Below are 26,575 nucleotides of genomic sequence, written 5' to 3'. Positions count from 1 at the left end.
CGATGCTGACTGTCAGACCGCAATCGCCAGCAGGCTAGCTCCCACAGGGGAACTGCGTGCACTTCTATATGGCAGGCGCCGGACAACAGGCCCGGCGCCGGTGCAACTCAGACGCCTTCGAGCATCGCATCGGCCGGTGCGTCGAAGCGCTGCTTGGCGGTCAGATGGAAATACAAGTAACCGGCCGCCATGAAGCCGAGGAACACGCACCCGATCAGCGGGTTGAACCACGCCATCGCCACCAGGCACACCACCGCCAGAAACAGCGCGATCCCCGGAACGATCGGATAGCCCGGCGCGCGGAAGCTGCGTTCCAGGTTCGGTTCGGTTTTACGCAGTTTGAACAGGCTCAGCATACTGATGATGTACATCACGATGGCGCCGAATACCGACATGGTGATCATCGCAGCCGTCAGCGTCATGCCTTGCAGGTTAACCAGGCCGTCGCTGTAAATCGCCGCAATGCCGATTACGCCGCCAGCGAGGATGGCGCGGTGCGGGGTCTGGAAACGCGAGAGCTTGGCCAGGCCGCGAGGCAGGTAACCGGCACGCGCCAGGGCGAAGAACTGCCGCGAATAGCCAAGGATGATCCCGTGGAAACTGGCCACCAGGCCAAACAAGCCGATCCACACCAGCATGTGCATCCAGCTTGAATTGTTGCCGACCACCGCTTTCATTGCCTGAGGCAGCGGGTCGTTGATGTTCGACAGTTGGCGCCAGTCGCCGACGCCGCCCGCCATGACCATTACGCCGATGGCCAGGAACACCAGGGTCAGAATGCCGCTGACATAAGCCCTGGGAATTGTGCGTTTCGGGTCCTTGGCTTCTTCAGCCGCCATCGCCGCGCCTTCAATGGCCAGGAAAAACCAGATCGCAAAGGGGATCGCCGCAAAGATGCCGGGGATCGAGCCCATGGTGAACTCGTTGGCGCCCGACCAGCCGTTAAGTGCGAAATTACTGAAGCTGAAGCCCGGCGCAACGACGCCCATGAACACCAGCAATTCGGCGACTGCCAGCACGGTGACCACCAGTTCGAAGGTGGCGGCGATGCTGACGCCGAGAATGTTCAGGCCCATGAACACGAAATACGCGCCAACGGCCGCGAGCTTGGGATCAAGTTCGGGGTATTGCACGTTGAGGTAAGCGCCGATGGCCATGGCGATGGCCGGGGGCGCAAAGACGAATTCGATCAGGGTGGCGATGCCGGCGATCAATCCGCCTTTCTCACCAAAGGCCCGACGGCTGTAGGCAAACGGCCCGCCAGCGTGAGGAATGGCGGTGGTCAGTTCGGTGAAACTGAAGATGAAGCAGGTGTACATCGTCGCCACCATCAATGCGGTGACGAGGAAACCCAGGGTGCCTGCGGTGCCCCAGCCATAACTCCAGCCGAAGTACTCGCCGGAAATCACCAGGCCGACGGCAATGCCCCATAGATGCAGGGTGCCGAGTGTGGGTTTGAGCTGTGTGGAAGAAGTCATAAGTCCTCGCTGTCTTTTTTATTGTTTGATCTGTTGGACTTGCGGTACGACGTTTTCGTGTAGAGCGGGCACGCAAAGCCCGTGCCAGAGCGGCAGGGCGATGTTAGGTGTGAGGGGGGCGCCATCGCGAGCAAACCAGGCTCTTGTAGGAGCGAGGCTTGCCCGCGAAAGCCGTTACGCGGTGTCGCGCCGCTTTAGAAGAAGCCCAACGGATTGATGTCGTAGCTCACCAGCAGGTTTTTAGTCTGCTGATAGTGATCGAGCATCATCTTGTGGGTTTCACGGCCGACGCCGGACTTTTTGTAACCGCCAAACGCGGCGTGTGCCGGGTACAGGTGGTAGCAGTTGGTCCACACGCGACCGGCCTTGATGGCGCGGCCCATGCGGTAGGCGCGGTTGATGTCGCGGGTCCAGAGGCCGGCACCCAGGCCGAACTCGGTGTCGTTGGCGATCGCCAGGGCTTCGGCTTCGTCCTTGAACGTGGTGATGCTCACCACCGGGCCAAAGATTTCTTCCTGGAACACACGCATTTTGTTGGTGCCCTTGAGCAGGGTCGGCTGGATGTAATACCCGGTCGCCAGGTTGCCCTCGAGTTTTTCCACCTTGCCGCCGGTCAGCAGCTCGGCGCCTTCGCCCTTGGCGATTTCCAGGTACGAAAGGATTTTGTCGAATTGCTGCTCGGACGCCTGGGCGCCGACCATGGTGTCGGTGTCCAGCGGGTCGCCACGCTTGATCGACAACACTTTCTTCATCACGACTTTCATGAAGTCGTCGTAGATCGACTCTTGCACCAATGCACGGGAAGGGCAGGTGCACACTTCGCCCTGGTTGAAGAACGCCAGCACCAGGCCTTCGGCGGCTTTTTCGATGAAGGTTTCTTCGGCTTGCATGATGTCGGCGAAGAAGATGTTCGGCGACTTCCCACCCAGCTCCACGGTGGACGGAATGATGTTTTCGGCGGCGCATTTCATGATGTGCGAGCCGACCGGAGTCGAGCCGGTGAAGGCGATCTTGGCGATGCGTTTGCTGGTGGCCAGGGCCTCGCCGGCTTCTTTGCCGAAGCCTTGCACCACGTTGAGCACGCCCGGCGGCAGCAGGTCGCCGATCAGCTCCATCAGCACAGTAATGCCCAGCGGGGTTTGTTCGGCAGGCTTGAGCACCACGCAGTTACCGGCAGCCAGGGCCGGGGCGAGTTTCCAGGCGGCCATCAGGATCGGGAAGTTCCACGGGATGATCTGGCCGACCACGCCCAGTGGTTCGTGGATGTGATACGCAACAGTGTTGCCATCGATCTCGGCGGCGCTGCCTTCCTGAGCGCGGATGCAACCGGCGAAGTAGCGGAAATGGTCAGCGGCCAGCGGGATGTCGGCGTTGAGGGTTTCACGCACGGCTTTGCCGTTGTCCCAGGATTCAGTGATCGCCAGCAATTCCAGGTTCTGCTCGATGCGGTCGGCGATTTTCAGCAGCACCAGCGAGCGAGCCTGGACGGACGTGGCGCCCCAGGCATCGGCAGCCGCGTGGGCAGCGTCCAGGGCTTTGTCGATGTCTTCGGCCGTGGAGCGCGGGAATTCGGCAATCGGTTGGCCATTTACTGGCGAGGTATTGGTGAAGTACTGACCTTTGACAGGCGCGACGAACTCGCCGCCGATGTAGTTACCGTATTTGCTCTTGAACGAAACGATAGCGCCTTCAGTACCGGGGTGAGCGTAACGCATGATGTTTTCTCCTTGGCTTTTGTACTTATAAGAGAGAGCGCTTGTGCGCTTGTTATAAGCGTAGAGCAAAGGTCGGGCCACTGCCTTGCAGGTCAGACAAATCAAGGCTTTACGCGGTTTTTGTCGGACCGGCGGACGCTGCCTGTGACGCTTTCGGTACAGCCCTGGTGACACTTTGTACCGCTTCTGGCGCAACCTGTGACCGGGCGGTCTTGCCAGCATTGCAATGCAGGCTAGGCTGGAGGATGCTCGGCATCACCTCAACCACGGGTCGCCGAGCTCTCGGGGAGAATAATAAGAAATGCACGACAACCATTTGAGTCGCCATGCCCAGCAAGTCTTGACCGTAACCCAGGGCAAATCCCACCTGCACGGTCCTGGCAGCGACCCGTCCATCGCCCGCTCCTGGTTGCGTTGTCTTGAGGATTATCACCTCGACCCGGCCCTGACGATGGCACCGACGGTGCTGGAGCACGGCCGCGTACTCGAAAGCCGCGAACGCTTGCAGCAAGTGCTGCACATCGCCGGCAACGAAATGACCAGCCTGCATCAGCAACTCTCCGGTGCCGGTCATGCCGTGCTTCTGACCGACGCCCGCGGGGTGATCCTCAACTGCGTCACCGCGCCTGCCGAGCGCAAGATCTTCGAGCGCGCCGGCCTGTGGCTCGGCGCCGACTGGAGCGAAGCGTGCGAAGGCACCAACGGCATCGGCACCTGCCTGGTCGAGCGCCAGTCGCTGACCATCCACCAGGACGAACACTTTCGCGGCCGCCACACCGGCCTGACCTGTTCGGCGAGCCCTGTGTTCGACCCTCACGGCGAGCTGCTGGCGGTGCTCGACGTGTCCTCGGCGCGTCACGAAGTCTCACGTCAAAGCCAGTTCCACACCATGGCCCTGGTCAATCTCTCGGCGAAGATGATCGAGAGCTGCTATTTCCTGCGCTACTTCGACAATCAATGGTTGCTGCGTTTTCACTTGCAGGCGGAGTCCGTCGGGTTGTTCAGCGAAGGATTGCTGGCGTTCGACGGGGAAGGGCGCATCAGCGCGGTCAACCAGAGTGCGCTGAACCTGCTGGGGCACATTCGCGGCGGATTGCTGGGCAAGCCGGTCGAGGTATTTTTCGATTGCTCGCTGGATGACTTGCTCGGCCGCGCAAGTGTCAACGCCAGCGCCAGTTGGCCATTGCGCACCCGTGACGGGCGGAGCCTGTTTGCCGTGTTGCGCGGGCAGCCGCGCAGCATTCCGGTGCCGGTGGTGCCCGGCACGGCGATTGCCGAGCGTCCGCGCCTGTCGGGCATCTGCCTGGGCGATGCCGCGTTGCAGGAAGATTTCCGCAAATCCTTGAGAGTCTTCGAGCGAGACGTGCCGCTGTTGATCAATGGCGAAACCGGTTCCGGCAAAGAGGCCTTTGCCAAAGCCGTGCATCAGGCCAGCCAGCGGGCCGAGAAAGCGTTCGTCGCCCTGAACTGCGCGGCGATCCCTGAAAGCCTGATCGAGAGCGAACTGTTTGGTTATCGCGGCGGCAGCTTCACCGGCGCGCGCAAGGAAGGCATGCGCGGCAAGTTGCAGCAGGCGGACGGCGGCACGCTGTTCCTCGATGAAATCGGCGACATGCCGTTGGCGTTGCAAACCCGGCTATTAAGGGTGCTGGAAGATCGTCAGGTGGTACCGATTGGCGGCGAGCCCGAGTCGGTCAACGTGCGGATCATCAGCGCCACACACCGTAACTTATTGGAGCGGGTGCAGGACGGCAGCTTTCGGGAGGATTTGTATTACCGGCTCAATGGGCTGGAGATTGCGTTGCCGGCGTTGCGTGAACGCAGTGATAAATCGCAGTTGCTTGATTTCCTGCTTGCCGAAGAAGCGGGCGGGGAAACCGTGCAGATCGACGGCCCGGCACGCCAAGCCTTGTTGGGTTTCGCCTGGCCAGGGAACGTGCGGCAGTTGCGCAACGTACTGCGCACCTTGGCGGCGTTGTGTGATGACGGGCGGATCGGGCTGGAGGATTTGCCGATGATGATTCGTCAGGTTCGACCGGTGCCGGTTGTGGCGGTTGAAGAGCCTTCCGAACATCCACTGGACGATGCCGAGCGCCTGGCGTTGCTCAATGCGCTGGAGCAGACGCGTTGGCACATGACCCATACCGCTGAGCAGCTCGGCGTCAGCCGTAATACCCTCTATCGAAAACTGCGCAAACACGGTATCGCCCGCTAGGCACGCCGTACCACTGTAGGAGCGAGGCTTGCCCGCGAAGAACGATTACGCGGTGTATTAGCGGAACCGTGTTATGGCCTTCGCGGGCAAGCCTCGCTCCTACGGGTTTTGCGTTGACCCGAAACAAAGGTGCGATTTTCCCCTCCCTACGCTAACCTGCGGCCATGTTTTACGAGGTCGACTATGCACATTCATATTCTTGGTATCTGCGGCACTTTCATGGGTTCGATGGCGGTTCTGGCCAAAGAGCTGGGCCATCACGTGACGGGCTCCGATGCCAACGTCTATCCGCCGATGAGCACTCAGCTTGAAGCGCAGGGCATTGAGTTGACCCAAGGCTACGACCCCGCCCAACTCGATCCGGCGCCGGATCTGGTGGTGGTCGGCAACGCCATGTCCCGGGGCAACCCGGCCGTTGAATACGTGCTGAACAAAGGCCTGCCTTACGTCTCCGGTCCGCAATGGCTGGCCGACCACGTGCTGCAAGGTCGCTGGGTCTTGGCCGTCGCTGGCACCCATGGCAAAACCACCACCAGCAGCATGCTCGCCTGGGTGCTGGAACATGCGGGCATGAGCCCGGGTTTCCTGATCGGCGGCGTGCCGCAAAACTTCTCGGTGTCGGCGCGTCTGGGTGACACACCGTTCTTCGTCATCGAAGCCGACGAGTACGACAGCGCGTTCTTCGACAAGCGCTCCAAGTTCGTTCACTACCGCCCACGCACGGCCATCCTGAATAACCTGGAATACGATCACGCGGACATCTTCCCGGATCTGCCTGCCATCGAGCGGCAATTCCACCACTTGGTGCGGACCATCCCGAGCGAAGGCCTGGTGATTCACCCGACCACCGAGCCGGCGTTGCAGCGCGTCATTGAGATGGGTTGCTGGACCCCGGTGCAAACCACCGGTGCCGGCGGTCAGTGGCAGGTCAAACTGCTGAGCGAAGACGGCTCGAAGTTTGAAGTGATGTTCGAAGGCGTCGCCCAAGGCGTGGTCGATTGGGACATGACCGGTCAGCACAACGTCGCCAACGCCCTGGCCACATTGGCAGCGGCTCGCCATGTTGGCGTGGTGCCTGCCATGGGTATCGCTGCATTGAGCGCGTTCAAAAGCGTGAAACGCCGGATGGAGAAAGTCGCGGAAGTCCGTGGCATCACCATTTACGACGATTTCGCTCACCATCCGACCGCCATCGCCACGACCCTCGACGGCTTGCGCAAACGCATCGGTGATGCACCGTTGATCGCGATCATCGAGCCGCGCTCCAATTCCATGAAGCTCGGCGCTCACCGCGACGGCCTGCCGGAAAGCGTGGTCGATGCCGATCAAGTGATCTGGTATGCCCCCGCCAACCTCGGTTGGGACCTGGGCGCGACCGCTGCGCTGTGCACGGTGCCATCGATCGTCAGCGATTCCCTGGAAGGCATCATCGAGCGCGTGAAGAGCCAGGCTCAGCCCGGCACCCATGTGGTGATCATGAGCAACGGCGGCTTCGGCGGCCTGCACGGCAAACTCGCCGAGGCGCTGCAATGAACAACGGCCCGGAACGCATCACCCTGGCGATGACCGGCGCTTCGGGCGCCCAGTATGGTTTACGTCTGCTCGATTGCCTGATCCGCGAAGACCGCGAGGTGCATTTCCTGATCTCCAAGGCGGCGCAATTGGTGATGGCCACCGAGACTGACGTGTCGCTGCCGGCCAAACCGCAGACGATGCAGGCCTTCCTCACCGAATACACCGGCGCGGCCGCCGGCCAGATCAAGGTGTACGGCAAGGAAGACTGGATGTCGCCAGTGGCTTCGGGTTCCGGTGCGCCCGCGGCGATGGTGGTGGTGCCGTGTTCCACCGGAACCTTGTCGGCGATCGCGACCGGTGCCTGCAACAACCTGATCGAGCGGGCTGCCGATGTGACGTTGAAAGAGCGTCGCCAGCTGATTCTGGTGCCGCGTGAAGCGCCGTATTCGAGCATTCATCTGGAGCACATGCTCAAGCTGTCGAACATGGGTGTGACGATTTTGCCTGCATCGCCGGGCTTCTATCATCAGCCGCAGACGATCGATGACTTGATCGACTTTGTCGTGGCACGGATTCTCAACCTGCTGAACATCCCGCAAGACATGCTGCCGCGCTGGGGCGAACACCATTTGAGCAGCGATGAATAAGCTGCTGATTGTTCTGCTGGCGCTGCAACTGACGGGTTGCGCCACGGCGCGCACGCTGGACGCGGCCAAGCCGGGCGCTCCGGTGGTGTATGCGGGGACGCGTCTGGATTTGTATGCCATGAATGGCGGTTGCTGCGCGATGGACCGGTTTGGCGCCGAAGCGCCGAGCTACCCCGGCGTCGACCTGCCAGCCAGCGCGTTGCTCGACACACTGTTATTGCCGTTGTCATTGCTGACGGTGATCGGGGTGAGTTTTCAGGCGACGGGTGGGTTGTAGCGTTCGGATTTGAATCGGTGTTGCGCTCTTCGGGAGCAAGCCTCGCTCCTACAGGTTCTCCGTTGCCTGTGTAGGAGCGAGGCTTGCCCGCGAAGGCGCCCGCTCAGACACCACAGGATTATTTGCCTAACTTGCGTAGTTCATCCGACTCGACAATCCGCAACCCATCCTGCTCTTCCAGCGCCAGCCGCCACATGGCGCGGGCCAGTTGGCAGGCCTCGATGCCGCGGTATTTTCCGGGGATCAAGCGCGACAACGGTCCGACAAGTTGCTCGACCGTGCGCGGTTCGAGTCGTTCGCCCAGCAACATGGAAGGTCGGCAAATGGTCAGCTGCGGCCAGTCCTGCGCGCGCAATGCGTATTCCATCTCGCCTTTGACCCTGTTGTAGAAAACCGAGGATCTGCGATCGGCCCCCAAGGCACTGATCACGATCAGGTGCCGTGCGCCCATTTCCCTTGCTCGTTTGGCGAACGCCACCACCATGTCCAGGTCCACTGCGCGAAACGCCTGTTCCGAGCCGGCCTGTTTGATCGTGGTGCCGAGGCAGCAGTAGGCGATGTCGACGCGACCGTTCAGTTGCGGCAGAAACACCGCAGGGTCGCCGACCGGGTTTTCCAGATGGGGATGCTCAGCCAGCGGCCGGCGTGAGGGAGCCAGTACCCTTGAAATCGTTGGCTCATTGAGCAGTCGATCAAGCAAATGCTCACCGGTTAATCCGGTAGCTCCGGCAAGCAATACATGCTGAGGCGTCAAGTACATAGTGTTTCCCCCTTGATACTGTTCAGCTTAGTTGCTCTTTGCGTCCTTGCTGCTGATAGAGACACTTTGTAGCGCTTTTCGTGCCTGCTGTTTGCGTAAAAGCTGCCAGTGCGAGAGGACCGTTTTCGGCGCCCAGATCTGCGGTTCAGAGGCTTCGAAGCCGTCGGCCAGCTCACGTTCCGCCACCGTGGCCTTGGCCAGCTTGAAGGCTTGCTCCAGGTCGTCGGTCTGGTTCAGCGCCTTGGCGAACAGCGCATCGCCGAAGTAGGTGAAGTTGGCTTCTTCCGAGCAACCGAAGGACACCCGATCAGCGCGCGATGCGGTCATGATCAGCGTGCGTTCATCCTTGAGCGCGGGGATGAAGCCGCCGGAATAGCAGGACGAAATCACCACGATCTTGTCGCGATTTTTCAGCGGCGCGAGCACGGCGGCGAGTTCGTCGGCCGGCAGGTCGGCCAACTCCATGCGCGGCTGATCGAGCACCAGCTCATGTTCGCTGCTGCCATGGCTGGTCAGGTAGATGAAGATCAAGTCTTCCGGGCCACTGCGTTCGGCCAGGGTCATCGCGGCGCGGCGCAGGTTTTCCCGGGTGGCCATCGGTCGGTCGACGAGGTGATCGCGATGGTTCACCAGGCGGATCTGGCCGAAGGCGCCGAAGCGGCTGCTGAGCATGTTGCTGACGTAATCGGACTCGCGCAGGAACACGCTCTGCTTGCCGTCGCCGCCCAGGGTCAAGGTGTACAGCTCGACCACCGGGGTCGAGGCCGGCACGTTGGTCAAGGCGTCATCGAGCAGCCGGCCTTGGGCCAGCAAGCCGAGTTCCAGGGTGTCGGGCAGCAACTTGCCATCGGCATCGCGAACACGCTGGCCATTGATCCACGTACCGCTTTGTACCGTGCCATCAGTGAGCACCAAGGTGCCGCGCCCCGAGTAGCTGTCACTGTCGAACTGGCCGATGTAGAAGCTGCCATCGGGCAGGTTCAATCGACCCTGGCCGGTAAAGCGCCAGTCGCTGAACTGGCCGATGTAATGGCTGCCGTCAGCGCCGATCAACTCGCCCTTGCCGTTCAGCGAGCCTTCCTTGAACTGGCCCAGCCAGACATCGCCGTCGGCGTTTTCGTAGCGGCCCTTGCCGTGCAGTTGATTGTTCTTGAAGCCACCGACATAGATGTCGCCGTCGGCGCTGTTGAAGGTCCCGTTGCCTTCCAGCTGACCGTCTTTGAAGTGCCCGGTGAACTGATTGCCGCTGGCGTCGCCGCGCTGGCCTTCACCGTTGGGTTTGCCGTGGGCGAACTGGCCCTGGTAGGTGCTGCCGTCGTCGAGTTCTAGACGACCGAGCCCTGAATATTGATCGGCCTTGAATTCACCGCGATAGGTCATCGCGTTTTCTTTGAGCGTGCCTTCACCGTCACGGCGACCAAGTTTGAATCCGCCGGTGTAGCTGCTGCCGCTGGTGGTCAGTGTGCCCTTGTCGTCGAACAGGCCTTGATTGAATTGGCCGCGATAGACCTCGCCGTTGCTGCCATGCCATTCGCCCTGTCCATGCCATTGCCCCTTGTCGAACTCGCCGGCGTACCAGCTACCGTTGGGGTAGTCGATGCGGCCCTGGCCTTGCAACAAACCGTTGACCAGATCACCGCGATAGCGCCCGCCGTCCGGCAAGCGGGCATCCGGGGGCAGCAGCGATTCGCCATCGCCGCAAGCGGTGAGCAACAGTGTCAAGGCGAGGAGTGCAAGTGAGCGCATAGCGGGATCCGGGCAATTATGCGACGGAGTATGCCGCAGCTATGTGTCGCATTTATAGAGACACGGCAGAGACACGGCGCGAAACAGCGTGAGCTGTTTCGCAATCAGGCCTGTGTCAGACGAAACAGAGGGACAGCGGCTCGGCGATATACGCCGGTTTGTCCGATCCTTCGATTTCAAGCGTGGCGGTGGCTTTGAGCAGCCATTGGCCGGGTTTCTTCTCGATGACTTCGTTCATGTCGACCTTGAGCCGAACCCTGGAGTTGACCTTCACTGGCTGGATGAAACGCACGCTGTCCAGCCCATAGTTGACCACCATCTTCGCCCCTTGAGGGAGGATCAGGATGTCTTCCATCAGTTTCGGGATCAGCGACAGCGACAGGAATCCGTGTGCAATGGTGCTGCCAAATGGCGTTTGCGCGGCTTTGACCGGGTCGACGTGAATAAACTGATAATCGCCTGTGGCTTCTGCGAACAGGTTGATGCGCTCCTGATCGATGGTGAGCCATTCGGAACGTCCGAGTTCCTTGCCGACATAATCTTTGAGCTCTGCAACGGGAACATAGGGCATTGAGACTCTCCTTGGGTTTCATCGGATTTATAGTTTTTCGAGTGGGGGGATTTGGCCTCCCTGTGAACCACTTTAGATCAACATGGCAAATTGCTCCGGTCAACTGACCATGCTTTTGGCGAATGCCGATCCATAGCGTTGACGTGCTTATAATGCCCGGCCCCTTTTTGGTGGGGAGCGCGTGCGGGAGATGCTGGATGTTGTTACGTGGCCTGACCTGGCTGGTGCTGTTCCAATTGCTGGGCACAGCCATCAACCATTTGTTTTTGCCGGTGCTGCCGGGGCCGATTGTCGGCCTGTTGCTGTTGCTGGTGTACCTGATTTCGCGCGGGCAAGTTGGCGAGCCGCTGAACCTGGCGGCCAGCAGCCTTCTGCGTTATTTGCCCTTGCTGCTGGTGCCGCCGGCCGTTGGCGTGATGGTTTATGCCAAGGACATCGCCGCGGACTTCTGGGCCATCGTCGGCGCGCTCGTGTTGTCGCTGGTGTTGTCCATGGCGTTTGCCGGGGTGCTGATGCAGCGCATGGTCAAGCGTCATGCCCATCGCGGAGATCGCCCATGATCCTCGATTGGCACGGCGCGCTGGATTCGGTGATTCATCACCCGTTGTTCGGCATCGGCATTACGTTGGGCGCTTATCAGCTGGTGCTGGCAGCTTTTGAGAAAACCCGCTGGGTCTTTCTGCAGCCGGTGCTGGTCTCCATGTTGTTGGTGATCGGCGTGCTGACGGTGTGCGGGATCACCTTTGCCGAGTACCGCAAGAGCACCGAGATCCTCAGCATCTTGCTCGGACCTGCGACCGTTGCGCTGGCAGTGCCGCTGTACCTCAATCTGCGACGCATTCGGCAGTTGTTCTGGCCGATATTTACTACGCTGGTGATAGGCGGCGTGGTTGCCACGGGCATGGGCGTGTTGTTGGGCTGGTGGTTTGGCGCCGAACACATGATTCTGATGACCATGGCGCCGAAGTCAGTGACGTCGCCGATTGCCATGTTGGTGGCCGAGCAGATCGGTGGTGTCGCGGCGTTGGCCGCGGTGTTCGTGTTGATCACCGGCGTGATCGGTGCGATCTTCGGCCCGAGTCTGTTGACCCGGCTGGGCGTGCACAGCCCTGAAGCCCGGGGCATGGCGCTGGGCATGACCGCCCATGCGGTCGGCACGTCGGTGGCCTTGCAGGAAAGTGAAGAATGCGGCGCCTTCGCGGCGCTGGCGATGAGTCTGATGGGTGTGGCCACGGCGGTGTTCCTGCCGTTGGCGGTGTCGATGGTGGTGTAAGGAAATGTCTATGAACTTGCCGCTTTTTCCGTTGAACACAGTGCTGTTTCCTGGCTGCATCCTCGACTTGCAGATCTTCGAGGCGCGCTACCTGGACATGATCAGCCGCTGCATGAAACAGGGCGGCGGCTTCGGCGTGGTGTGCATTCTCGACGGCGAAGAAGTGGGCATCGCACCGGCCGGCTATGCGCTGGTGGGCTGCGAAGCGTTGATCACTGATTTCAAACAACAGGACAATGGCCTGCTGGGGATTCGGGTGCAGGGTGGGCGGCGTTTTCATGTGTTGCGCACCGAAGTGCAGCGCGATCAGTTGACCCTCGCTGACATCGAATGGCTGGAAGATGAACCTGAACAGCCGCTGCAGGATGAAGACGCGGACCTGGTCGCCCTGCTCAAAGCCTTGGCCGAACACCCGATGGTCGAGGCGTTGAACATGGGCACCGAAGCGACCGGGCAACAGTCGCTGGCGAATCAGCTGGCCTATCTGCTGCCATTTGCCGAAGTGGACAAGATCGACCTGCTGCAACTCGATGATCCCCAGCAGCGGCTGGATGCGATTCAGGCGTTGTTGGATGAGTTGCAGGGTGAGTTGTTTGCCTAGTTGTACTTTGTATTAAGTTGTCTGGTTCGCCACTATTGTCTTCGTAAAGCTCAATCAGTAGTTTGCAGCTATTCGCATGAGGCGAATTAACTGTTAACTATATGGATGTGGTTATGACAATTTATGAAGATGAATGGGTGTTTTGGGATGATATTGCCGGGCGTTATATTTTAAAGCACGCGGGCACCGAGTCTAATACGGCTAATATTATTTACGCCGCTGCTTACTATGCAGATTCAATGGTTGTCGCGCGCCGTAAGCGCAAGCGAGTAAAACTTTCAGTCTCCGGAACGGCTGCCGATGTTTCAGACGCCCCGGCGGCCATTTAGTACACGACTTATAAAATATTCGGCAACGGACTGAATTCCGCACGTATTGCTGAAAAAACAAGAATTGTGTGAAAAGCACATTGAGGTGATCCATGTCTCTGGAAAATCAAAGCAACGCATTTACCGCTAATCTTTACGTCAACGGCATGCCGGTGGTACTCAACCAGCAGCGCCTGAAGCTTCGGCTGCGCGACCCGCGAATCACCCGGCGCGAGCGCCTGGACGTGGAGGTGGCGTTGGCGAGTCACGACAGTGCAAGTATTCTGACGCTGGCCGATCATGAGGATGACAAACCCTTGTTGTTGAAATTTGTGCCCAAGGCTGGCAAATATGAAGTTCTGGCCGTTATTCGAGGTGCCTATGAAGGTAGTCGTTTAACGGTTGATGCCGGAACCCATCATCTTTACATGAATGGCGGTTTGGAAGGTTCCAGTTTTTCCATACGCAAGCACGGGGTGGAGCGAGCTGGTTTTGATGATCTTGTTGCCGGTCCTGTGTATGTGCAGCTCGTGAGTGAGCTTAATAGTCGGCCGCTCTATCTCGCTGACGACAAGGGGAAAGTGCATTTTAAAGATGTTGATCCAAACGCCACCAAGCATGACGCGTTCAATAATGCCCCTGTCAACTTCGTGATCAAGATTGTTGATAAGCCGGGCGAGGTGCGCAAGTAAAAGAACGCCATCAGTCCTGCACTCTGATGGCGTGTACCTCATTAGGTATTAGCCTAATAGGCATATCTCAACATCGCATGCGGCAGATGCCGCAATGCAAAGAACCCGAACAGCGCCACCATCACCGGCAATATCAGCCACCAGACCTTGGGCGGCATGGCATTGAGCGGTGTCTGGCGCTGGCTCAGCCACAGGCTGGCGGCACACACGCACGCCGCCAGCATCGCGCCGGCCAGTATATCCGTTGGCCAGTGCGCGCCCAGGTACACCCGGGACAGGGCAATCGCCAGGGCCGGCAAACAACCCAGCAGCAACCAGGTCAGGCGCATCCGCGGCGGCTGACCGCGACCGGCCAGCACGGCGAGGGCCAGGAACAACGCGAAGGAGCCCGAAGCGTGGCCGCTGGGCATGCTGTAGCTGGTCAGCGGATCACTGAGTACTTCCGGGCGTATGCGGGCGAAAAATTGCTTGGTAAACGTGTTGCCGAGGGCGGTGAAGAGCAGGGCGCTACCGGCAAAAATCGCCTGGCGCCACTGCCGGGTGAGCAGCAGCAATCCGGTCAGCAGGGCGCTGAACACCAGCATGTTGCGGAACTCTCCGATCAGCGTGAAGGTGACGGCCACTTCATCGAGCATCGGGCTGCGGTGTTCCTGAACCAGGGTCATCACGCCTTGATCGAGCGCGGTCAGGTGCGGGTAGCCGATAAACAGCCCCGCCAGAATCAACAGGCCGAGGCTGGCTATATAGGCGGTGGCGTGGCGATGGCGGCGCAGACTGCTGGTCACGCTCAAGCCGATCATTACCGCAATGCTGCCGGCGACGATCCCTGCTTCAGGCCAGAAACCTTCGGGCAATGGCAAGCGAATCGCCGCGCCCGTGGCCCAGCCAGGCAGCAAGTAAGCGACGCTCCAGCCCGCGGCGGCCAGCAAGCTGACAGCGGCGAAGCGCGGGAACGGCATGTCGAACATCCCGGCGACCATCGGTAGCATCGGGCGTAGCGGGCCGATAAAGCGTCCGACCAGCAGGCTGGCAATACCGTAGCGCTGGAAATACGCCTCGGCGCCGGCGATCCATTCCGGATGGTGGCGCAACCCCGGCAGCCGCCGGATGTTCTGGTGGAAATGTCGACCGATGAAGTACGAAACGATGTCGCCCAGCACGCCAGCGACAAACCCCAGCAAAAGCGTTTCGCTCAATGACAGCGCCCCGCTGCCGGCCAGTACCGCCACGGCGAACAGCAACACTGTGCCAGGCACGATCAACCCGGCAATCGCCAGGCACTCGACAAAAGCCACAATGAACACCGCCGCAGCCAGCCATTGCGGGTTAGCCGCCAGCCAACCGGTCACGCTATCGAGCCATGGGCCCATAAAAACAACTCCCTCTGATGTTCATTGGTCCCATGGGACGAACGCAATCTTCAAAACACTACAAGCTCCCACAAGGGGGATATTCATTGTTCAGGACAGCAAAAAATAGTCGCGACCTTCGACCTGCCCCCGTCGCAGCGGGTTCCGCGTGCAATACGGCGCGTAAGCCGCATCGACGAAGCGATACATCAAATGCTCATCGCGTCCGTGGGGAATGCCCAGGCGCGTGGTCTGGATAATCTGGGCAGGCGCTGGGCCGATGTCTTCGACCAGCAACACTTCATGGTCAAAACGCTTGGCATCCCAGATGGGCACCTTCAACCCCAGCGACTTGCACAACAATGTCTGCCCGGCGCAGAGCTTTTGCGAGGGGCGAGGGCGACCTTGGGCGTCGGGATTGTTCAACAGCATCTGCGCCAAGCTCGCCGGCCCGCTCAACTCATCGACCCATGGATAGGCGGATTTGATCAGCACCGCGTTGCCCGGCCCTTGGGCGCTGAAGTTGAGGGAGTCGCCGCCGCGGGCGTAATACATATAGATGTGCCCGCCATCCAGAAACAAAGCCTTACGTTTTTCTGTGTAGCCGAGGGACGCGTGGCTGTCTTTTTCTTCGCAGTAATAGGCCTCGGTTTCGATAATCCGAGCGCTCAGCCACAGGTCGCCGACCCGATGACGGATGACCTTCCCGAGTAAATCCCGGGCCAGGGTTTGCGCGTCGCGGTCGAAAAATGCGTCCGGGAGCCCCGTGGGCAGGCGTGCAGCGGACGCTCGAACAGTCAGGTTGGACATGATGAACGGTGTTTATCAAGGCTGATTGAGTCGTGATGATAACAATTTGCAGCTTAATCCCGGCTGAACGTCGGCAAATTGCCCTCCATTTCGACCATCCGCCCGTCACCGCTGTTAGTCCCGGGACGCGACAGCTATAATCTGCCGCTTTACTCTTTACCAAGACCTTAGCAAAGACCCCCACAGACAATGACTGAGTCCGTTCTTGACTACATGACCCGCTTGGGTCGCGCTGCCCGTGAAGCTTCTCGCGTCATTGGCCGTGCCAGCACTGCGCAGAAAAACCGCGCGTTGCAGGCGGCTGCCAATGCGCTGGACGCTGCACGCGTCGAGCTGACGGCGGCCAATGAGCTGGATTTGGCCGCGGGCCGCGCCAATGGTCTTGAGCCGGCATTGCTTGAGCGTCTGGCGCTGACCCCGGAGCGCATCGACGGCATGATCGTCGGTTTGCGTCAGGTGGCGGCACTGCCGGACCCGGTCGGCGCGATTCGCGACATGAGCTATCGGCCATCGGGTATTCAGGTCGGCAAGATGCGCGTGCCGTTGGGCGTGATCGGGATCATCTACGAATCCCGGCCGAACGTGACCATCGACGCCGCGAGCCTGTGCCTGAAGTCCGGCAACGCGACCATCCTGCGTGGCGGCTCCGAGGCAATCAATTCCAATCGTGCCATTGCCGCCTGCATCCAGCGCGGCCTGGCCGAAGCCGATCTGCCGGCTGCCGTAGTGCAAGTGGTCGAAACCACCGATCGTGCGGCCGTTGGCGCGTTGATCACCATGCCGGAATACGTCGACGTCATTGTGCCCCGTGGTGGCCGTGGCCTGATCGAACGCGTCAGCCGCGATGCCCGCGTGCCAGTCATCAAACATCTGGACGGTATCTGCCACGTCTACGTCAGCGCCCACGCCGATCTGCCGAAAGCCCAGCGCATCGCGTTCAACGCGAAGACTTACCGCTACGGCATCTGCGGCGCGATGGAAACGCTGTTGGTGGATCAAGCCGTTGCCAAGGATTTCCTGCCGTCGATGGCTGCACAGTTCCGCGAAAAAGGCGTCGAACTGCGCGGTTGCGAACGCACCCGGGCGATCATCGATGCGGTGGCGGCCAGCGAAGAAGACTGGAACACCGAATACCTGGCGCCGATTCTTTCGATCCGCGTCGTTGACGGGCTGGACCAGGCGATCGAACACATCAATCAGTACGGCTCGCATCACACCGACTCGATCGTCAGCGAAAACCTCGCCGATACCCGGCGTTTTGTGGCGGAAGTCGATTCATCGTCGGTGATGATCAACACACCGACCTGCTTCGCCGATGGCTTCGAATACGGATTGGGTGCCGAGATTGGCATTTCTACTGATAAGCTGCACGCCCGCGGCCCGGTGGGCCTCGAAGGTCTGACCTGCGAGAAGTACATCGTGGTCGGTGATGGCCAGTTGCGCGGCCAGGCGTCAGTCTGACTTGGGCGACCTCAAACAGGCAGCCCCGCAAACCGCCAGCGAGCCTGCGCCTCGACGCATCGGCGTGCTGGGCGGGACGTTCGACCCGGTGCACATCGGCCATTTGCGCGGTGCGCTGGAGGTCGCCGAGTCGCTGGCGCTCGATGAGTTACGCCTGACACCCAGTGCCAGGCCGCCGCATCGCGGTACGCCGCAGGTGTCGGCAAAGGACCGTCTGGCGATGGTCGAGTGCGCGGTGGCCGGTGTGGCGCCGTTGGTGGTGGACGCCCGCGAATTGCAGCGGGACAAACCGTCCTACACCATCGACACCCTGGAACTGATGCGCGCCGAACTGGCCGCCTCTGACCAGGTTTTTCTACTTTTGGGCTGGGACGCATTTTGCGGCCTGCCCACTTGGCACCGCTGGGAAGAGTTGCTCCAGCATTGCCACATCCTGGTGCTGCAACGCCCGGATGCCGACAGCGAACCGCCGGATGCCTTGCGCAATCTGTTGGCGGCTCGCTCGGTGAGCGACCCGCTGGCCCTCAAAGGGCCGAGCGGACAGATTGCATTCGTCTGGCAGACGCCGCTCGCGGTATCCGCCACCCAGATCCGTCAACTGCTGGCCAGCGGTAAGTCGGTACGTTTCCTGGTGCCCGACGCGGTCCTGGCCTACATCGATGCGCACGGTCTCTACCGTGCGTCGAACTGAAAAAGGGAGCGCTTCAAAACACGTGAACGCGTGTACCGAAGCGCCCGAACATACGAGCAAAACGAGTTTTATATGACGAACAAAGACGTAACTAAAGTAAAGCGCAAAGGCACGTTCAAAAGCGCCCCGCTGCCTGAGCCGGTTCTCACCACCGAGCCACTGAAGGGTGATGAGCTGGTCAAGGTGGCCGTAGCCGCCCTGGAAGACGTGAAAGGCCAGGACATTCAGGTCATCGACGTTCGTGAAAAGCAGAGCATCACGGACTACATGATCATCGCGACCGGTACCTCCAACCGCCAGATCGGCGCCATGCTGGATAAAGTCCGCGAAGCCGTCAAAGCCCTGGGCGTCAAGCCGTTGGGTGAAGAAGGCAAGGGCGACAGCGACTGGGTGCTGCTGGATATGGATGACGTCATCGTTCACATGATGACCGCATCGGCTCGTCAGTTTTACGACCTCGAGCGTCTGTGGTCCGGTGCAGAGCAGAGCCGTGCTCTGAACGCGGCTCACCACAGCCCGGAAAACACCCATGAGCATTTCGTCAAGCTCAACAAAGACCAGCAATAAGGGACCGCTGTGCGACTGCGACTGATCGCCGTCGGCTCCCGCATGCCCAAGTGGGTGGAAGAAGGCTGGCATGAATATGCCAAGCGTCTTCCGTCCGAGCTGGCGCTGGAACTGGTGGAAATACCGCTCAATACCCGTGGCAAGAACGCCGACGTGGCGCGCTTCATCCGTCAGGAAGGCGAAGCCATGCTGGCCAAGGTCGGGCCAAATGAGCGTGTTGTGACCCTCGAAGTCCATGGCAAGCCCTGGAGCACCGAGCAGTTGGCGGTCGAGCTCGATCGCTGGCGTCTGGACTCGCGCACGGTGAATTTCATGGTTGGCGGCCCCGAAGGGCTGGCGCCGGAAGTCTGTGCGCGGGCCGATCAGCGCTGGTCGTTGTCGCCGTTGACGTTGCCGCACCCGCTGGTGCGGATTCTGATCGGCGAACAGCTGTACCGTGCCTGGACAGTCCTGTCCGGCCATCCTTACCACAAGTAGTTCTGCCCTCATGCCTCAGCCGATCCGCATCAAGGACCACGAAAAAGACGCCCGTCTGGTGCGTGGCCGCGTCGTGTTCGGGGCTATTGCGGTGGTGTTGCTGATCTGTGTGCTGATCGCGCGGCTGTATTTCCTCCAGGTGATTCAGTACGAATACCACTCGACCTTGTCGGAAAACAACCGCGTCCATGTGCAGCCGATTCCGCCGACACGCGGGCTGATCTTCGACCGCAATGGCGTGGTGGTGGCCGATAACCGGCCCAGCTTCAGCCTGAGCATGACCCGCGAACGGTCCGGCGACTGGCAGCAAGTGCTCGATGTGATCGTCGAAGTGCTTGAGCTGACGCCCGAGGACCGGGTGATCTTCGAGAAGCGCATGCGTCAGGGGCGTCGGCCGTTCGAGCCGGTGCCGATCCTGTTCGAGCTGACTGAAGAGCAGATCGCCCGCATCGCAGTGAACCAGTTCCGTCTGCCGGGCGTGGAAGTGGTCGCGCAGTTGGTGCGTCACTACCCGCAGGGCGCGCATTTCGCGCACTCGGTGGGCTACATGGGGCGGATCAACGAGAAAGAGCTGAAATCCCTCGATCCGGTCAACTACAGCGGCACCCATCACATCGGCAAAACCGGCATCGAGCGTTTCTACGAGCCGGAGCTGCACGGTCAGGTGGGTTACGAAGAAGTCGAAACCAACGCTCGCGGCCGCGTACTGCGCGTGCTCAAGCGTACAGATCCGATTCCCGGCAAGGACATCGTCCTGAGCCTGGACATCAAATTGCAGGAGGCGGCCGAAGCGGCACTTGGCGGTCGTCGTGGCGCGGTGGTGGCGCTGGACCCGAAAACCGGCGAAGTCCTGGCGATGGTCAGTGCGCCGAGTTTCGACCCTAACCTGTTCGTCACCGGCATCAGCTTCAAGGCCTATTCCGAGTTGCGCGATTCCATCGACCGGCCGCTGTTCAACCGCGTGCTGCGCGGTTTGTACCCACCGGGTTCGACCATCAAGCCGGCGGTAGCGATTGCCGGTCTGGATGCCGGCGTCGTCACTGCGTCGAGTCGAGTGTATGACCCCGGCTATTACCAGTTGCCCAACTACGATCACAAATACCGTAACTGGAACCGTACCGGTGACGGCTACGTCGATCTGGACACGGCGATCATGCGGTCCAACGACACCTACTTCTACGACCTGGCCCACAAGCTGGGAATCGATCGCTTGTCGGCGTACATGAGCAAGTTCGGAATCGGTCAGAAGGTTTCGTTGGACATGTTCGAAGAGTCGCCGGGGCTGATGCCTACACGTGAGTGGAAGCGTGCAACCCGGCGTCAGGCCTGGTATCCGGGCGAAACACTGATTCTGGGAATCGGTCAGGGCTACATGCAGTCGACGCCGCTGCAACTGGCCCAGGCCACCGCGCTGGTGGCCAACAAAGGCATCTGGAACCGCCCGCACCTGGCCAAGACCGTCGAAGGCGAGCGGCCGAAGGATGAAAACCCGATGCCGGACATCATCCTGCGTGACCCGTCCGACTGGACCAGGGTCAACCACGGCATGCAGCAGGTGATGCACGGTGCCCGGGGTACGGCACGCAAAGCGGCGATCGGTTCGCAATACCGCATCGCCGGGAAAAGTGGTACGGCCCAGGTGGTCGCGATCAAGCAGGGCGAGAAGTACGACCGCTCCAAGGTTCAGGAGCGCCACCGCGACCACGCCTTGTTCGTCGGCTTCGCGCCGGCCGACAATCCGCAAATCGTGGTGTCGGTGATGGTCGAGAACGGCGAGTCCGGTTCTGGCGTCGCCGCGCCCGTAGTGCGTCAAGTCATGGACGCCTGGCTTCTGGATCAGGACGGTCGGTTGAAGGCCGAATACGCCAGCCCTATCAGTGCGGAGGCTACGGCCCGTGAAGAGTAATTTCGATCGCATCCTCTCCAGTGAGGATGTGATGCGTCGCCGTGCGACGCTGTTGCAACGCATGCACATCGACGGCCCGTTGCTGATCCTGCTGCTGACCCTCGCTGCCGGCAGCCTGTTCGTGCTGTATTCGGCCAGTGGCAAGAGCTGGGACCTGCTGGCCAAGCAAGCCACTTCGTTCGGCATCGGCCTGGTGTCGATGATCGTCATCGCCCAGTTCGAGCCGCGTTTCATGGCCCGCTGGGTGCCGGTCGGTTATGTGATCGGCGTGCTGTTGCTGGTGGTGGTGGACGTCATGGGCCACAACGCCATGGGCGCTACGCGCTGGATCAACATTCCGGGTGTGATCCGCTTCCAGCCTTCGGAGTTCATGAAGATCCTGATGCCTGCGACTATCGCCTGGTACTTGTCCAAGCGCACCTTGCCGCCTCAGCTCAAGCATGTGGGTGTCAGTCTGTTCCTGATCGGCTTGCCCTTCATCCTGATCGTGCGGCAGCCGGACCTCGGCACCTCGTTGCTGATTCTCGCCGGTGGCGCTTTCGTCTTGTTCATGGGCGGGTTGCGCTGGCGCTGGATCATGAGTGTGCTGGCGGCGGCCGTACCGGTGGCCGTGGCGATGTGGTATTTCATCATGCACGACTACCAGAAGCAGCGAATCCTGACGTTCCTTGATCCGGAGAGCGATCCGCTCGGCACGGGCTGGAACATCATTCAGTCAAAAGCCGCCATCGGTTCCGGCGGCGTGTTCGGCAAAGGCTGGCTGCTCGGCACTCAGTCGCACCTGGACTTCCTGCCGGAAAGCCACACCGACTTCATTATTGCGGTCATGGGCGAGGAATTCGGCCTGGTGGGTATCTGCGCACTGCTGCTGATTTACCTATTGTTGATCGGTCGTGGGCTGGTGATTACCGCCCAGGCCCAGACATTGTTCGGAAAATTGCTCGCGGGCAGCCTGACCATGACGTTTTTTGTTTACGTTTTCGTCAACATCGGTATGGTCAGTGGCCTGTTGCCAGTCGTGGGGGTGCCGTTGCCGTTTATTAGCTACGGAGGAACTTCGCTGGTGACGCTGCTGTCAGCGTTTGGGGTTTTGATGTCGATCCATACCCATCGTAAGTGGATCGCACAGGTTTGAATAAGGTGAAGATGTCAATGCAAGTAATGCGTGGCTGGGCGACTCGATACGCGCCGTGGGTCGGCCTGGTAAGCATCCTTGGCACAGCGCAGGACGCGTTGGCCGGCGACTACGAAGGCTCACCCCAGGTGGCCGAATTCGTCGGTGAAATGACCCGCGACTACGGTTTTGCCGGTGAACAGCTGATGGGCGTGTTCCGCGAAGCCGAGCGTAAGCAGTCGATTCTGGACGCGATCTCGAAACCCGCCGAACGAGTCAAGCAGTGGCACGAATATCGCCCGATGTTCATCACCGACGCGCGCATCGCCCGTGGTGTGGATTTCTGGCGTCAGCACGAGGCGGTACTGGCCCGTGCCGAGCAGGAATACGGCGTGCCGGCTCAAGTCATTGTCTCGATCATCGGCGTTGAGACCTTTTTCGGCCGCAATACCGGAAATTTCCGGGTGATCGACGCTTTGTCGACCCTCGGTTTCGACTATCCCCCTCGTGCCGAATTCTTCCGCAAGGAATTGCGTGAATTCCTGTTGCTGGCCCGGGAAGAGCAGGTCGATCCGCTGACCCTCAAAGGCTCCTACGCCGGCGCCATGGGTTTGCCGCAGTTCATGCCGAGCAGTTTTCGAGCCTACGCGGTGGACTTCGACGGTGACGGCCACATTAATATCTGGACCAATCCGGTCGATGCCATTGGCAGCGTCGCCAGTTATTTCAAGCGTCACGGCTGGGTCGCCGGCGAACCGGTGGTCAGCCGCGCTGATGTGCGTGGCGAACAAGTGGATGAAGGTTTGACGACGGGCATCGAGCCGACTAAAACGGTCGGGGAGTTGCGAGCCTTGGGCTGGTCGAGTCATGATGCGCTGCGCGATGATATGCCGGTCACGGCTTTCCGCCTGGAAGGTGACAATGGCCCCGAATACTGGATGGGCCTGAAGAATTTTTACGCAATCACGCGTTATAACCGCAGCGTGATGTACGCCATGGCCGTACATCAACTGTCTGAACAGCTGGTCCAAGCACGGGGCGTCAAGTAATGCGGGCATTGCCTATGAATAAACCCCTGAAGCTGATGGCATTCGCCGCGTTGGCGGTGCTGGTCGCCAGTTGTTCGACCAGCCGCGCGCCGACGCAAAAGTCTTCAACGGCCGTGCGCGCAACGCCTGGCCTGGACATCAACCGTGCCCACAAAGACGGCGCGCCATGGTGGGACGTCGACGTATCGCGCATCCCGGATGCCACGCCGACCCTGCACTCCGGTCCTTATAAAGCCAACCCGTACACCGTGCTGGGCAAGACTTACTTCCCGCTGCAAGAATCCAAGACCTACGTTGCCTCGGGCACAGCGTCCTGGTACGGCACCAAATTCCACGGTCAGAACACTGCCAATGGCGAGGTGTATGACCTGTACGGCATGAGTGCCGCTCACAAGACATTGCCACTGCCAAGTTACGTTCGGGTGACCAACCTGGACAACAACAAAAGCGTAATCCTGCGGGTCAACGATCGCGGGCCGTTCTACTCGGACCGCATCATCGACTTGTCCTACGCCGCCGCGAAAAAACTCGGTTACGCCGAAACCGGCACCGCGCGGGTCAAGGTCGAAGGCATCGATCCGCAACAGTGGTGGGCACAAAAGGGCCGTCCGGCGCCTTTGATGCTCAACGAGCCGCAAGTAGCGCAAAATGCCGCGCCGACGATTACCGCTTCGGCCGGCACCGTCGAGCAATGGACGCCACCGCCGCAGCAACACGCGGCCGCCGTGGTGCCCGTGCAGATTGATGCAAAAAAAAACGCTTCTGTACCAGCCTCTGGCCAGTATCTGCAGGTGGGCGCGTTCGCCAACCCGGACGCTGCAGAACTCCTGAGATCGAAGCTCAGCGGGATGGTGAGCGCTCCGGTGTTCATCAGCTCGATCGTGCGCAATCAACAGACGCTGCATCGGGTGCGCCTGGGGCCGATCGGTTCGCAGGGTGAAATCCAGCAAGTGCAGAACAGCGTGCGCCTGGCCAATCTCGGTTCGCCGAGCGTGGTCACCGCCGAATAATACGTAGTACCTGATTGAGGGTTCGCTTGCGGTTTGGGGGGTGAACCTGGTTGTTGGCTCGTTGAAGAACAAAAGCCCGGCAAGGGTTCTGAGTGAGCAACTGAACACGCGATGGCCCGTTAGAAGGCCATCTGATTAGTTTTGCCTTCGGGCAGTTTCCATTAGCGATTTCGAGAGACGGATGAACATCACCACCTTTGCCAAACGCCTGTGTCTGCTAGTCCCGCTGCTCCTCTCGCCTGCCGCTTTCGCGGTCGAGATGATGCCGTCGCCACCACAACTGGCCGCTAAATCCTACGTGCTCATGGACGCCAGCAGCGGCAACGTGCTGGTCGAGAACAATGGTGACCAGCGTCTGCCGCCGGCCAGTCTGACCAAGCTGATGACCGCGTACATCGCGACCCTGGAAATCCGTCGTGGCCAGATCGGTGAAAACGATCCGGTGACCGTCAGCGAAAACGCCTGGCGTACCGGCGGTTCGCGGATGTTCATCAAGGTCGGCTCGCAAGTCACCGTCAGCGACCTGCTGCACGGCATCATCATTCAGTCGGGCAACGACGCCAGTGTTGCGCTCTCCGAGCACATCGCCGGCAGCGAAGACGCGTTCGCCGACATGATGAACAAAACCGTGGCCGACCTGGGCATGACCAACAGCCACTTCATGAACCCGACCGGTCTGCCGAACCCTGAGCACTACTCGTCGGCTCACGACATGGCCGTGCTGGCTCGCGCGATCATCCATGAAGACCCGGCTCACTATGCGATCTACTCGCAGAAAGAGTTCTTCTGGAACGGCATCAAGCAACCTAACCGCAACCTGCTGCTGTGGCGGGACAAGACCGTCGACGGTCTGAAAACCGGTCACACCGACGAAGCCGGCTACTGCATGGTGTCTTCGGCCGTCCGTGATGGCATGCGTCTGATCGCCGTGGTGTTCGGCACCAACAGCGAAGTGGCCCGTGCCTCCGAAACCCAGAAGCTGCTGACCTACGGTTTCCGCTTCTTCGAAACCCAGACCTTCTATCAGAAAGGCGCCGAGCTGGCTCAGGCACCTGTCTGGAAAGGCAGCACCAATCAAGTCAAGGCCGGCCTGGCTCAAGACCTGACCATGACCCTGCCAAAAGGCCAGCTGAAAAAGCTCGCCGCCAGCATGACCATGAACCCGCAACTGGTTGCGCCAATCGCCAAGGGCGACGTAATCGGTAAAGTCGAAGTGAAACTGGACGATAAAGTGGTGCACAGCGCCGACCTGATCGCCCTGGACGCTGTCGAGGAGGGTGGTATCTTCCGCCGCATGTGGGATAGCATCCGTCTATTCTTCTACGGCTTGTTCAACTGAATTAGTGTGGACTTGCATGACCCCGTTCCAATCCGGAGCGGGGCCATGTCCGTTGCCACGGCTTACGAGGCCGTTACGCCATGACAGATACCGAAGTAAAGGCGCCAAAGATCGAATTCCCTGCCAATGATTACCCGATCAAAGTGATCGGCGACACCATTGTGGATATCAAGCAAAAGATCATCGATATCGTTAAGAAACACGCAACGATCAACGATGAAAAGGTGGACGAACGCCAGAGCAGCAACGGCAAGTACACCACCATCCAGTTGCACATCATCGCCACCGGTCAAGACCAGCTGTACGACATCAACAGCGAACTGCGGGCTACCGGTTTCGTGCACATGGTGCTGTGATGTCTGGCACGCTGGGCTTTCGCGAGCTCGGCCAGATGGCTTACGAGCCGGTCTGGCATGCCATGCAACGCTTCACCAACGAACGCGGCAGCAATGCCGCGGACGAGATCTGGCTGGTCGAACACCCGCCGGTGTTTACACAGGGCCAGGCCGGCAAGGCTGAGCACGTGTTGCTCCCGGGAGATATTCCGGTAGTAAAGGTTGATCGCGGTGGTCAGGTGACTTATCACGGCCCCGGCCAATTGGTGGCCTACCTGCTGCTCGATGTGCGCAAGCTGGGTTTCGGTGTGCGTGACCTGGTCAGCCGCATGGAACACTGCCTGATCGAGTTGCTGGCCAGCTACGGCGTGACTGCCGTGGCCAAGCCGGATGCTCCGGGTGTCTACGTCAACGGGGCGAAAATCGCGTCCCTGGGTCTGCGGATCCGCCACGGTTGCTCCTTTCATGGCCTGGCCCTGAACGTGGACATGAACCTGGAACCGTTTCGACGGATTAATCCCTGCGGTTACGCCGGGCTGGCGATGACCCAGCTGAGCGATCACGCAGGATCGATTGAATTTGCCGAGGTAAGTGCCCGGCTGCGCGCGCAGCTCGTCAAACACCTCGACTATGCTGAGCAGACGACCCTAACGGGCGGAATCGACTGAT

The 26,575-nt window shown here is 60.2% G+C and carries 27 protein-coding genes; 20 read left to right on the top strand and 7 right to left on the bottom strand.

All coding sequences use genetic code 11. The annotated features are described in order from the left end of the window. Positions 1–107: 107 nt before the first annotated feature. Both eat and exaC read right to left on the bottom strand, forming a co-directional pair. Positions 108–1,478 (bottom strand): ethanolamine permease, encoded by a 1,371-nt coding sequence (gene eat, locus ACA068_RS25930; RefSeq protein WP_497305746.1) that lies wholly within the window; start codon positions 1,476–1,478, stop codon positions 108–110. A gap of 194 nt (positions 1,479–1,672) precedes the next feature. Beyond that, positions 1,673–3,193 (bottom strand): acetaldehyde dehydrogenase ExaC, encoded by a 1,521-nt coding sequence (exaC, locus tag ACA068_RS25925; RefSeq protein ID WP_497305744.1) that lies wholly within the window; start codon positions 3,191–3,193, stop codon positions 1,673–1,675. A gap of 301 nt (positions 3,194–3,494) precedes the next feature. Here exaC and ACA068_RS25920 point away from each other — a divergent pair, with 301 nt between their 5' ends. From ACA068_RS25920 to ACA068_RS25905, 4 genes are all read left to right on the top strand, one after another. Further along, positions 3,495–5,408: a sigma-54-dependent Fis family transcriptional regulator gene (locus ACA068_RS25920; protein WP_497305742.1), complete on the top strand. Its 1,914-nt coding sequence runs from the start codon at positions 3,495–3,497 to the stop codon at positions 5,406–5,408. Positions 5,409–5,591: 183 nt separating this feature from the next. Next, positions 5,592–6,941 carry a UDP-N-acetylmuramate:L-alanyl-gamma-D-glutamyl-meso-diaminopimelate ligase gene (mpl, locus tag ACA068_RS25915; protein ID WP_497305740.1) on the top strand — a complete coding sequence of 450 codons (1,350 nt, stop codon included), beginning with the start codon at positions 5,592–5,594 and terminating at the stop codon, positions 6,939–6,941. Then, on the top strand, positions 6,938–7,570 hold the full coding sequence (gene ubiX / locus ACA068_RS25910; protein WP_219096022.1) for a flavin prenyltransferase UbiX: 633 nt from the start codon (positions 6,938–6,940) through the stop codon (positions 7,568–7,570). The genes mpl and ubiX overlap by 4 nt, the downstream gene beginning before the upstream one ends. Then, positions 7,563–7,847 carry a YceK/YidQ family lipoprotein gene (locus ACA068_RS25905; RefSeq protein WP_497305738.1) on the top strand — a complete coding sequence of 95 codons (285 nt, stop codon included), beginning with the start codon at positions 7,563–7,565 and terminating at the stop codon, positions 7,845–7,847. The genes ubiX and ACA068_RS25905 overlap by 8 nt, the downstream gene beginning before the upstream one ends. Positions 7,848–7,965: 118 nt before the next feature. On the opposite strand, the gene ACA068_RS25900 is transcribed toward ACA068_RS25905, so the two are convergent. The 3 genes from ACA068_RS25900 to ACA068_RS25890 form a co-directional block, all read right to left on the bottom strand. Next, positions 7,966–8,607, bottom strand: coding sequence for an oxidoreductase (locus ACA068_RS25900; protein ID WP_497305736.1), 642 nt, complete (start codon positions 8,605–8,607; stop codon positions 7,966–7,968). A 27-nt stretch (positions 8,608–8,634) separates the two neighbouring features. Next, positions 8,635–10,353 carry a C13 family peptidase gene (locus ACA068_RS25895; protein ID WP_497305734.1) on the bottom strand — a complete coding sequence of 573 codons (1,719 nt, stop codon included), beginning with the start codon at positions 10,351–10,353 and terminating at the stop codon, positions 8,635–8,637. Between the two features lie 115 nt (positions 10,354–10,468). Further along, the gene (locus ACA068_RS25890) at positions 10,469–10,924 is read right to left on the bottom strand and encodes a MaoC family dehydratase (protein WP_010467353.1); all 456 of its coding nucleotides are present in this window, start codon (positions 10,922–10,924) and stop codon (positions 10,469–10,471) included. Positions 10,925–11,121: 197 nt separating this feature from the next. Between ACA068_RS25890 and ACA068_RS25885 the strand changes: the two genes are divergently transcribed. The 5 genes from ACA068_RS25885 (at position 11,122) to ACA068_RS25865 (ending at position 13,798) form a co-directional block, all read left to right on the top strand. Beyond that, a complete protein-coding gene (locus ACA068_RS25885) occupies positions 11,122–11,484 on the top strand; it encodes a CidA/LrgA family protein (protein ID WP_109635147.1) in 363 nt (120 codons plus the stop codon). Beyond that, a complete protein-coding gene (locus ACA068_RS25880; RefSeq protein ID WP_497305732.1) occupies positions 11,481–12,197 on the top strand; it encodes an LrgB family protein in 717 nt (238 codons plus the stop codon). Before ACA068_RS25885 ends, ACA068_RS25880 begins: the two co-directional genes overlap by 4 nt. A gap of 10 nt (positions 12,198–12,207) precedes the next feature. Continuing rightward, positions 12,208–12,798 carry an LON peptidase substrate-binding domain-containing protein gene (locus ACA068_RS25875; protein WP_497305731.1) on the top strand — a complete coding sequence of 197 codons (591 nt, stop codon included), beginning with the start codon at positions 12,208–12,210 and terminating at the stop codon, positions 12,796–12,798. A 113-nt stretch (positions 12,799–12,911) separates the two neighbouring features. After that, positions 12,912–13,127, top strand: a complete 216-nt coding sequence (locus ACA068_RS25870; RefSeq protein WP_497305729.1) for a hypothetical protein — start codon at positions 12,912–12,914, stop codon at positions 13,125–13,127. Between the two features lie 92 nt (positions 13,128–13,219). Further along, positions 13,220–13,798, top strand: a complete 579-nt coding sequence (locus ACA068_RS25865; protein ID WP_497305728.1) for a hypothetical protein — start codon at positions 13,220–13,222, stop codon at positions 13,796–13,798. 53 nt (positions 13,799–13,851) lie between these two features. On the opposite strand, the gene ACA068_RS25860 is transcribed toward ACA068_RS25865, so the two are convergent. Both ACA068_RS25860 and ACA068_RS25855 read right to left on the bottom strand, forming a co-directional pair. Continuing rightward, positions 13,852–15,168 carry a bifunctional DedA family/phosphatase PAP2 family protein gene (locus ACA068_RS25860; protein ID WP_497305726.1) on the bottom strand — a complete coding sequence of 439 codons (1,317 nt, stop codon included), beginning with the start codon at positions 15,166–15,168 and terminating at the stop codon, positions 13,852–13,854. 90 nt (positions 15,169–15,258) lie between these two features. Next, on the bottom strand, positions 15,259–15,957 hold the full coding sequence (locus ACA068_RS25855; protein ID WP_497305724.1) for a DNA-3-methyladenine glycosylase: 699 nt from the start codon (positions 15,955–15,957) through the stop codon (positions 15,259–15,261). 189 nt (positions 15,958–16,146) lie between these two features. Between ACA068_RS25855 and ACA068_RS25850 the strand changes: the two genes are divergently transcribed. The 11 genes from ACA068_RS25850 (at position 16,147) to lipB (ending at position 26,574) form a co-directional block, all read left to right on the top strand. After that, a complete protein-coding gene (locus ACA068_RS25850) occupies positions 16,147–17,418 on the top strand; it encodes a glutamate-5-semialdehyde dehydrogenase (protein ID WP_497305722.1) in 1,272 nt (423 codons plus the stop codon). Then, the gene (gene nadD, locus ACA068_RS25845) at positions 17,387–18,109 is read left to right on the top strand and encodes a nicotinate-nucleotide adenylyltransferase (protein WP_497305720.1); all 723 of its coding nucleotides are present in this window, start codon (positions 17,387–17,389) and stop codon (positions 18,107–18,109) included. Before ACA068_RS25850 ends, nadD begins: the two co-directional genes overlap by 32 nt. A 72-nt stretch (positions 18,110–18,181) precedes the next feature. Continuing rightward, complete coding sequence (rsfS, locus tag ACA068_RS25840; RefSeq protein WP_010467363.1) at positions 18,182–18,676, top strand: ribosome silencing factor; 495 nt, start codon at positions 18,182–18,184, stop codon at positions 18,674–18,676. Positions 18,677–18,685: 9 nt separating this feature from the next. Next, a complete protein-coding gene (rlmH, locus tag ACA068_RS25835) occupies positions 18,686–19,153 on the top strand; it encodes a 23S rRNA (pseudouridine(1915)-N(3))-methyltransferase RlmH (RefSeq protein WP_007937439.1) in 468 nt (155 codons plus the stop codon). Positions 19,154–19,163: 10 nt separating this feature from the next. Further along, a complete protein-coding gene (mrdA, locus tag ACA068_RS25830) occupies positions 19,164–21,059 on the top strand; it encodes a penicillin-binding protein 2 (RefSeq protein ID WP_497305718.1) in 1,896 nt (631 codons plus the stop codon). A 31-nt stretch (positions 21,060–21,090) separates the two neighbouring features. Next, positions 21,091–22,194, top strand: a complete 1,104-nt coding sequence (gene rodA, locus ACA068_RS25825; RefSeq protein ID WP_497310668.1) for a rod shape-determining protein RodA — start codon at positions 21,091–21,093, stop codon at positions 22,192–22,194. Positions 22,195–22,211: 17 nt separating this feature from the next. After that, complete coding sequence (mltB, locus tag ACA068_RS25820) at positions 22,212–23,222, top strand: lytic murein transglycosylase B (protein ID WP_497305716.1); 1,011 nt, start codon at positions 22,212–22,214, stop codon at positions 23,220–23,222. Continuing rightward, entirely contained in the window at positions 23,222–24,232 is a 1,011-nt protein-coding gene (locus ACA068_RS25815) for a septal ring lytic transglycosylase RlpA family protein (RefSeq protein WP_497305714.1), read from the top strand. Before mltB ends, ACA068_RS25815 begins: the two co-directional genes overlap by 1 nt. Positions 24,233–24,413: 181 nt before the next feature. After that, a complete protein-coding gene (locus tag ACA068_RS25810) occupies positions 24,414–25,571 on the top strand; it encodes a D-alanyl-D-alanine carboxypeptidase family protein (RefSeq protein WP_497305712.1) in 1,158 nt (385 codons plus the stop codon). Between the two features lie 80 nt (positions 25,572–25,651). Beyond that, positions 25,652–25,927 carry a DUF493 domain-containing protein gene (locus ACA068_RS25805; protein WP_054052426.1) on the top strand — a complete coding sequence of 92 codons (276 nt, stop codon included), beginning with the start codon at positions 25,652–25,654 and terminating at the stop codon, positions 25,925–25,927. Continuing rightward, positions 25,927–26,574: a lipoyl(octanoyl) transferase LipB gene (gene lipB / locus ACA068_RS25800; protein WP_497305710.1), complete on the top strand. Its 648-nt coding sequence runs from the start codon at positions 25,927–25,929 to the stop codon at positions 26,572–26,574. The genes ACA068_RS25805 and lipB overlap by 1 nt, the downstream gene beginning before the upstream one ends. The last annotated feature ends 1 nt before the right edge of the window (position 26,575 follow it).

The sequence above is a fragment of the Pseudomonas sp. LBUM1660 genome (assembly GCF_059695935.1).
Note: the sequence above shows the minus strand (reverse complement) of the source record. Positions and strands in the feature narration are given on the sequence as shown.

Coding starts and splice junctions, on each gene's coding strand:
- lipB (WP_497305710.1), top strand. CDS start 25,927: ATGTCTGGCACGCTGGGCTTTCGCGAGCTCGGCCAGATGGCTTACGAG.
- ACA068_RS25860 (WP_497305726.1), bottom strand. CDS start 15,168: ATGGGCCCATGGCTCGATAGCGTGACCGGTTGGCTGGCGGCTAACCCG.
- ACA068_RS25895 (WP_497305734.1), bottom strand. CDS start 10,353: ATGCGCTCACTTGCACTCCTCGCCTTGACACTGTTGCTCACCGCTTGC.
- mrdA (WP_497305718.1), top strand. CDS start 19,164: ATGCCTCAGCCGATCCGCATCAAGGACCACGAAAAAGACGCCCGTCTG.
- exaC (WP_497305744.1), bottom strand. CDS start 3,193: ATGCGTTACGCTCACCCCGGTACTGAAGGCGCTATCGTTTCGTTCAAG.
- ACA068_RS25900 (WP_497305736.1), bottom strand. CDS start 8,607: ATGTACTTGACGCCTCAGCATGTATTGCTTGCCGGAGCTACCGGATTA.
- ACA068_RS25905 (WP_497305738.1), top strand. CDS start 7,563: ATGAATAAGCTGCTGATTGTTCTGCTGGCGCTGCAACTGACGGGTTGC.
- rsfS (WP_010467363.1), top strand. CDS start 18,182: ATGACGAACAAAGACGTAACTAAAGTAAAGCGCAAAGGCACGTTCAAA.
- ACA068_RS25885 (WP_109635147.1), top strand. CDS start 11,122: ATGTTGTTACGTGGCCTGACCTGGCTGGTGCTGTTCCAATTGCTGGGC.
- mpl (WP_497305740.1), top strand. CDS start 5,592: ATGCACATTCATATTCTTGGTATCTGCGGCACTTTCATGGGTTCGATG.
- ACA068_RS25855 (WP_497305724.1), bottom strand. CDS start 15,957: ATGTCCAACCTGACTGTTCGAGCGTCCGCTGCACGCCTGCCCACGGGG.
- ubiX (WP_219096022.1), top strand. CDS start 6,938: ATGAACAACGGCCCGGAACGCATCACCCTGGCGATGACCGGCGCTTCG.
- ACA068_RS25875 (WP_497305731.1), top strand. CDS start 12,208: ATGAACTTGCCGCTTTTTCCGTTGAACACAGTGCTGTTTCCTGGCTGC.
- ACA068_RS25920 (WP_497305742.1), top strand. CDS start 3,495: ATGCACGACAACCATTTGAGTCGCCATGCCCAGCAAGTCTTGACCGTA.
- ACA068_RS25865 (WP_497305728.1), top strand. CDS start 13,220: ATGTCTCTGGAAAATCAAAGCAACGCATTTACCGCTAATCTTTACGTC.
- ACA068_RS25850 (WP_497305722.1), top strand. CDS start 16,147: ATGACTGAGTCCGTTCTTGACTACATGACCCGCTTGGGTCGCGCTGCC.
- rodA (WP_497310668.1), top strand. CDS start 21,091: ATGCGTCGCCGTGCGACGCTGTTGCAACGCATGCACATCGACGGCCCG.
- ACA068_RS25810 (WP_497305712.1), top strand. CDS start 24,414: ATGAACATCACCACCTTTGCCAAACGCCTGTGTCTGCTAGTCCCGCTG.
- ACA068_RS25805 (WP_054052426.1), top strand. CDS start 25,652: ATGACAGATACCGAAGTAAAGGCGCCAAAGATCGAATTCCCTGCCAAT.
- eat (WP_497305746.1), bottom strand. CDS start 1,478: ATGACTTCTTCCACACAGCTCAAACCCACACTCGGCACCCTGCATCTA.
- ACA068_RS25815 (WP_497305714.1), top strand. CDS start 23,222: ATGCGGGCATTGCCTATGAATAAACCCCTGAAGCTGATGGCATTCGCC.
- ACA068_RS25870 (WP_497305729.1), top strand. CDS start 12,912: ATGACAATTTATGAAGATGAATGGGTGTTTTGGGATGATATTGCCGGG.
- ACA068_RS25890 (WP_010467353.1), bottom strand. CDS start 10,924: ATGCCCTATGTTCCCGTTGCAGAGCTCAAAGATTATGTCGGCAAGGAA.
- nadD (WP_497305720.1), top strand. CDS start 17,387: ATGGCCAGTTGCGCGGCCAGGCGTCAGTCTGACTTGGGCGACCTCAAA.
- mltB (WP_497305716.1), top strand. CDS start 22,212: ATGCAAGTAATGCGTGGCTGGGCGACTCGATACGCGCCGTGGGTCGGC.
- ACA068_RS25880 (WP_497305732.1), top strand. CDS start 11,481: ATGATCCTCGATTGGCACGGCGCGCTGGATTCGGTGATTCATCACCCG.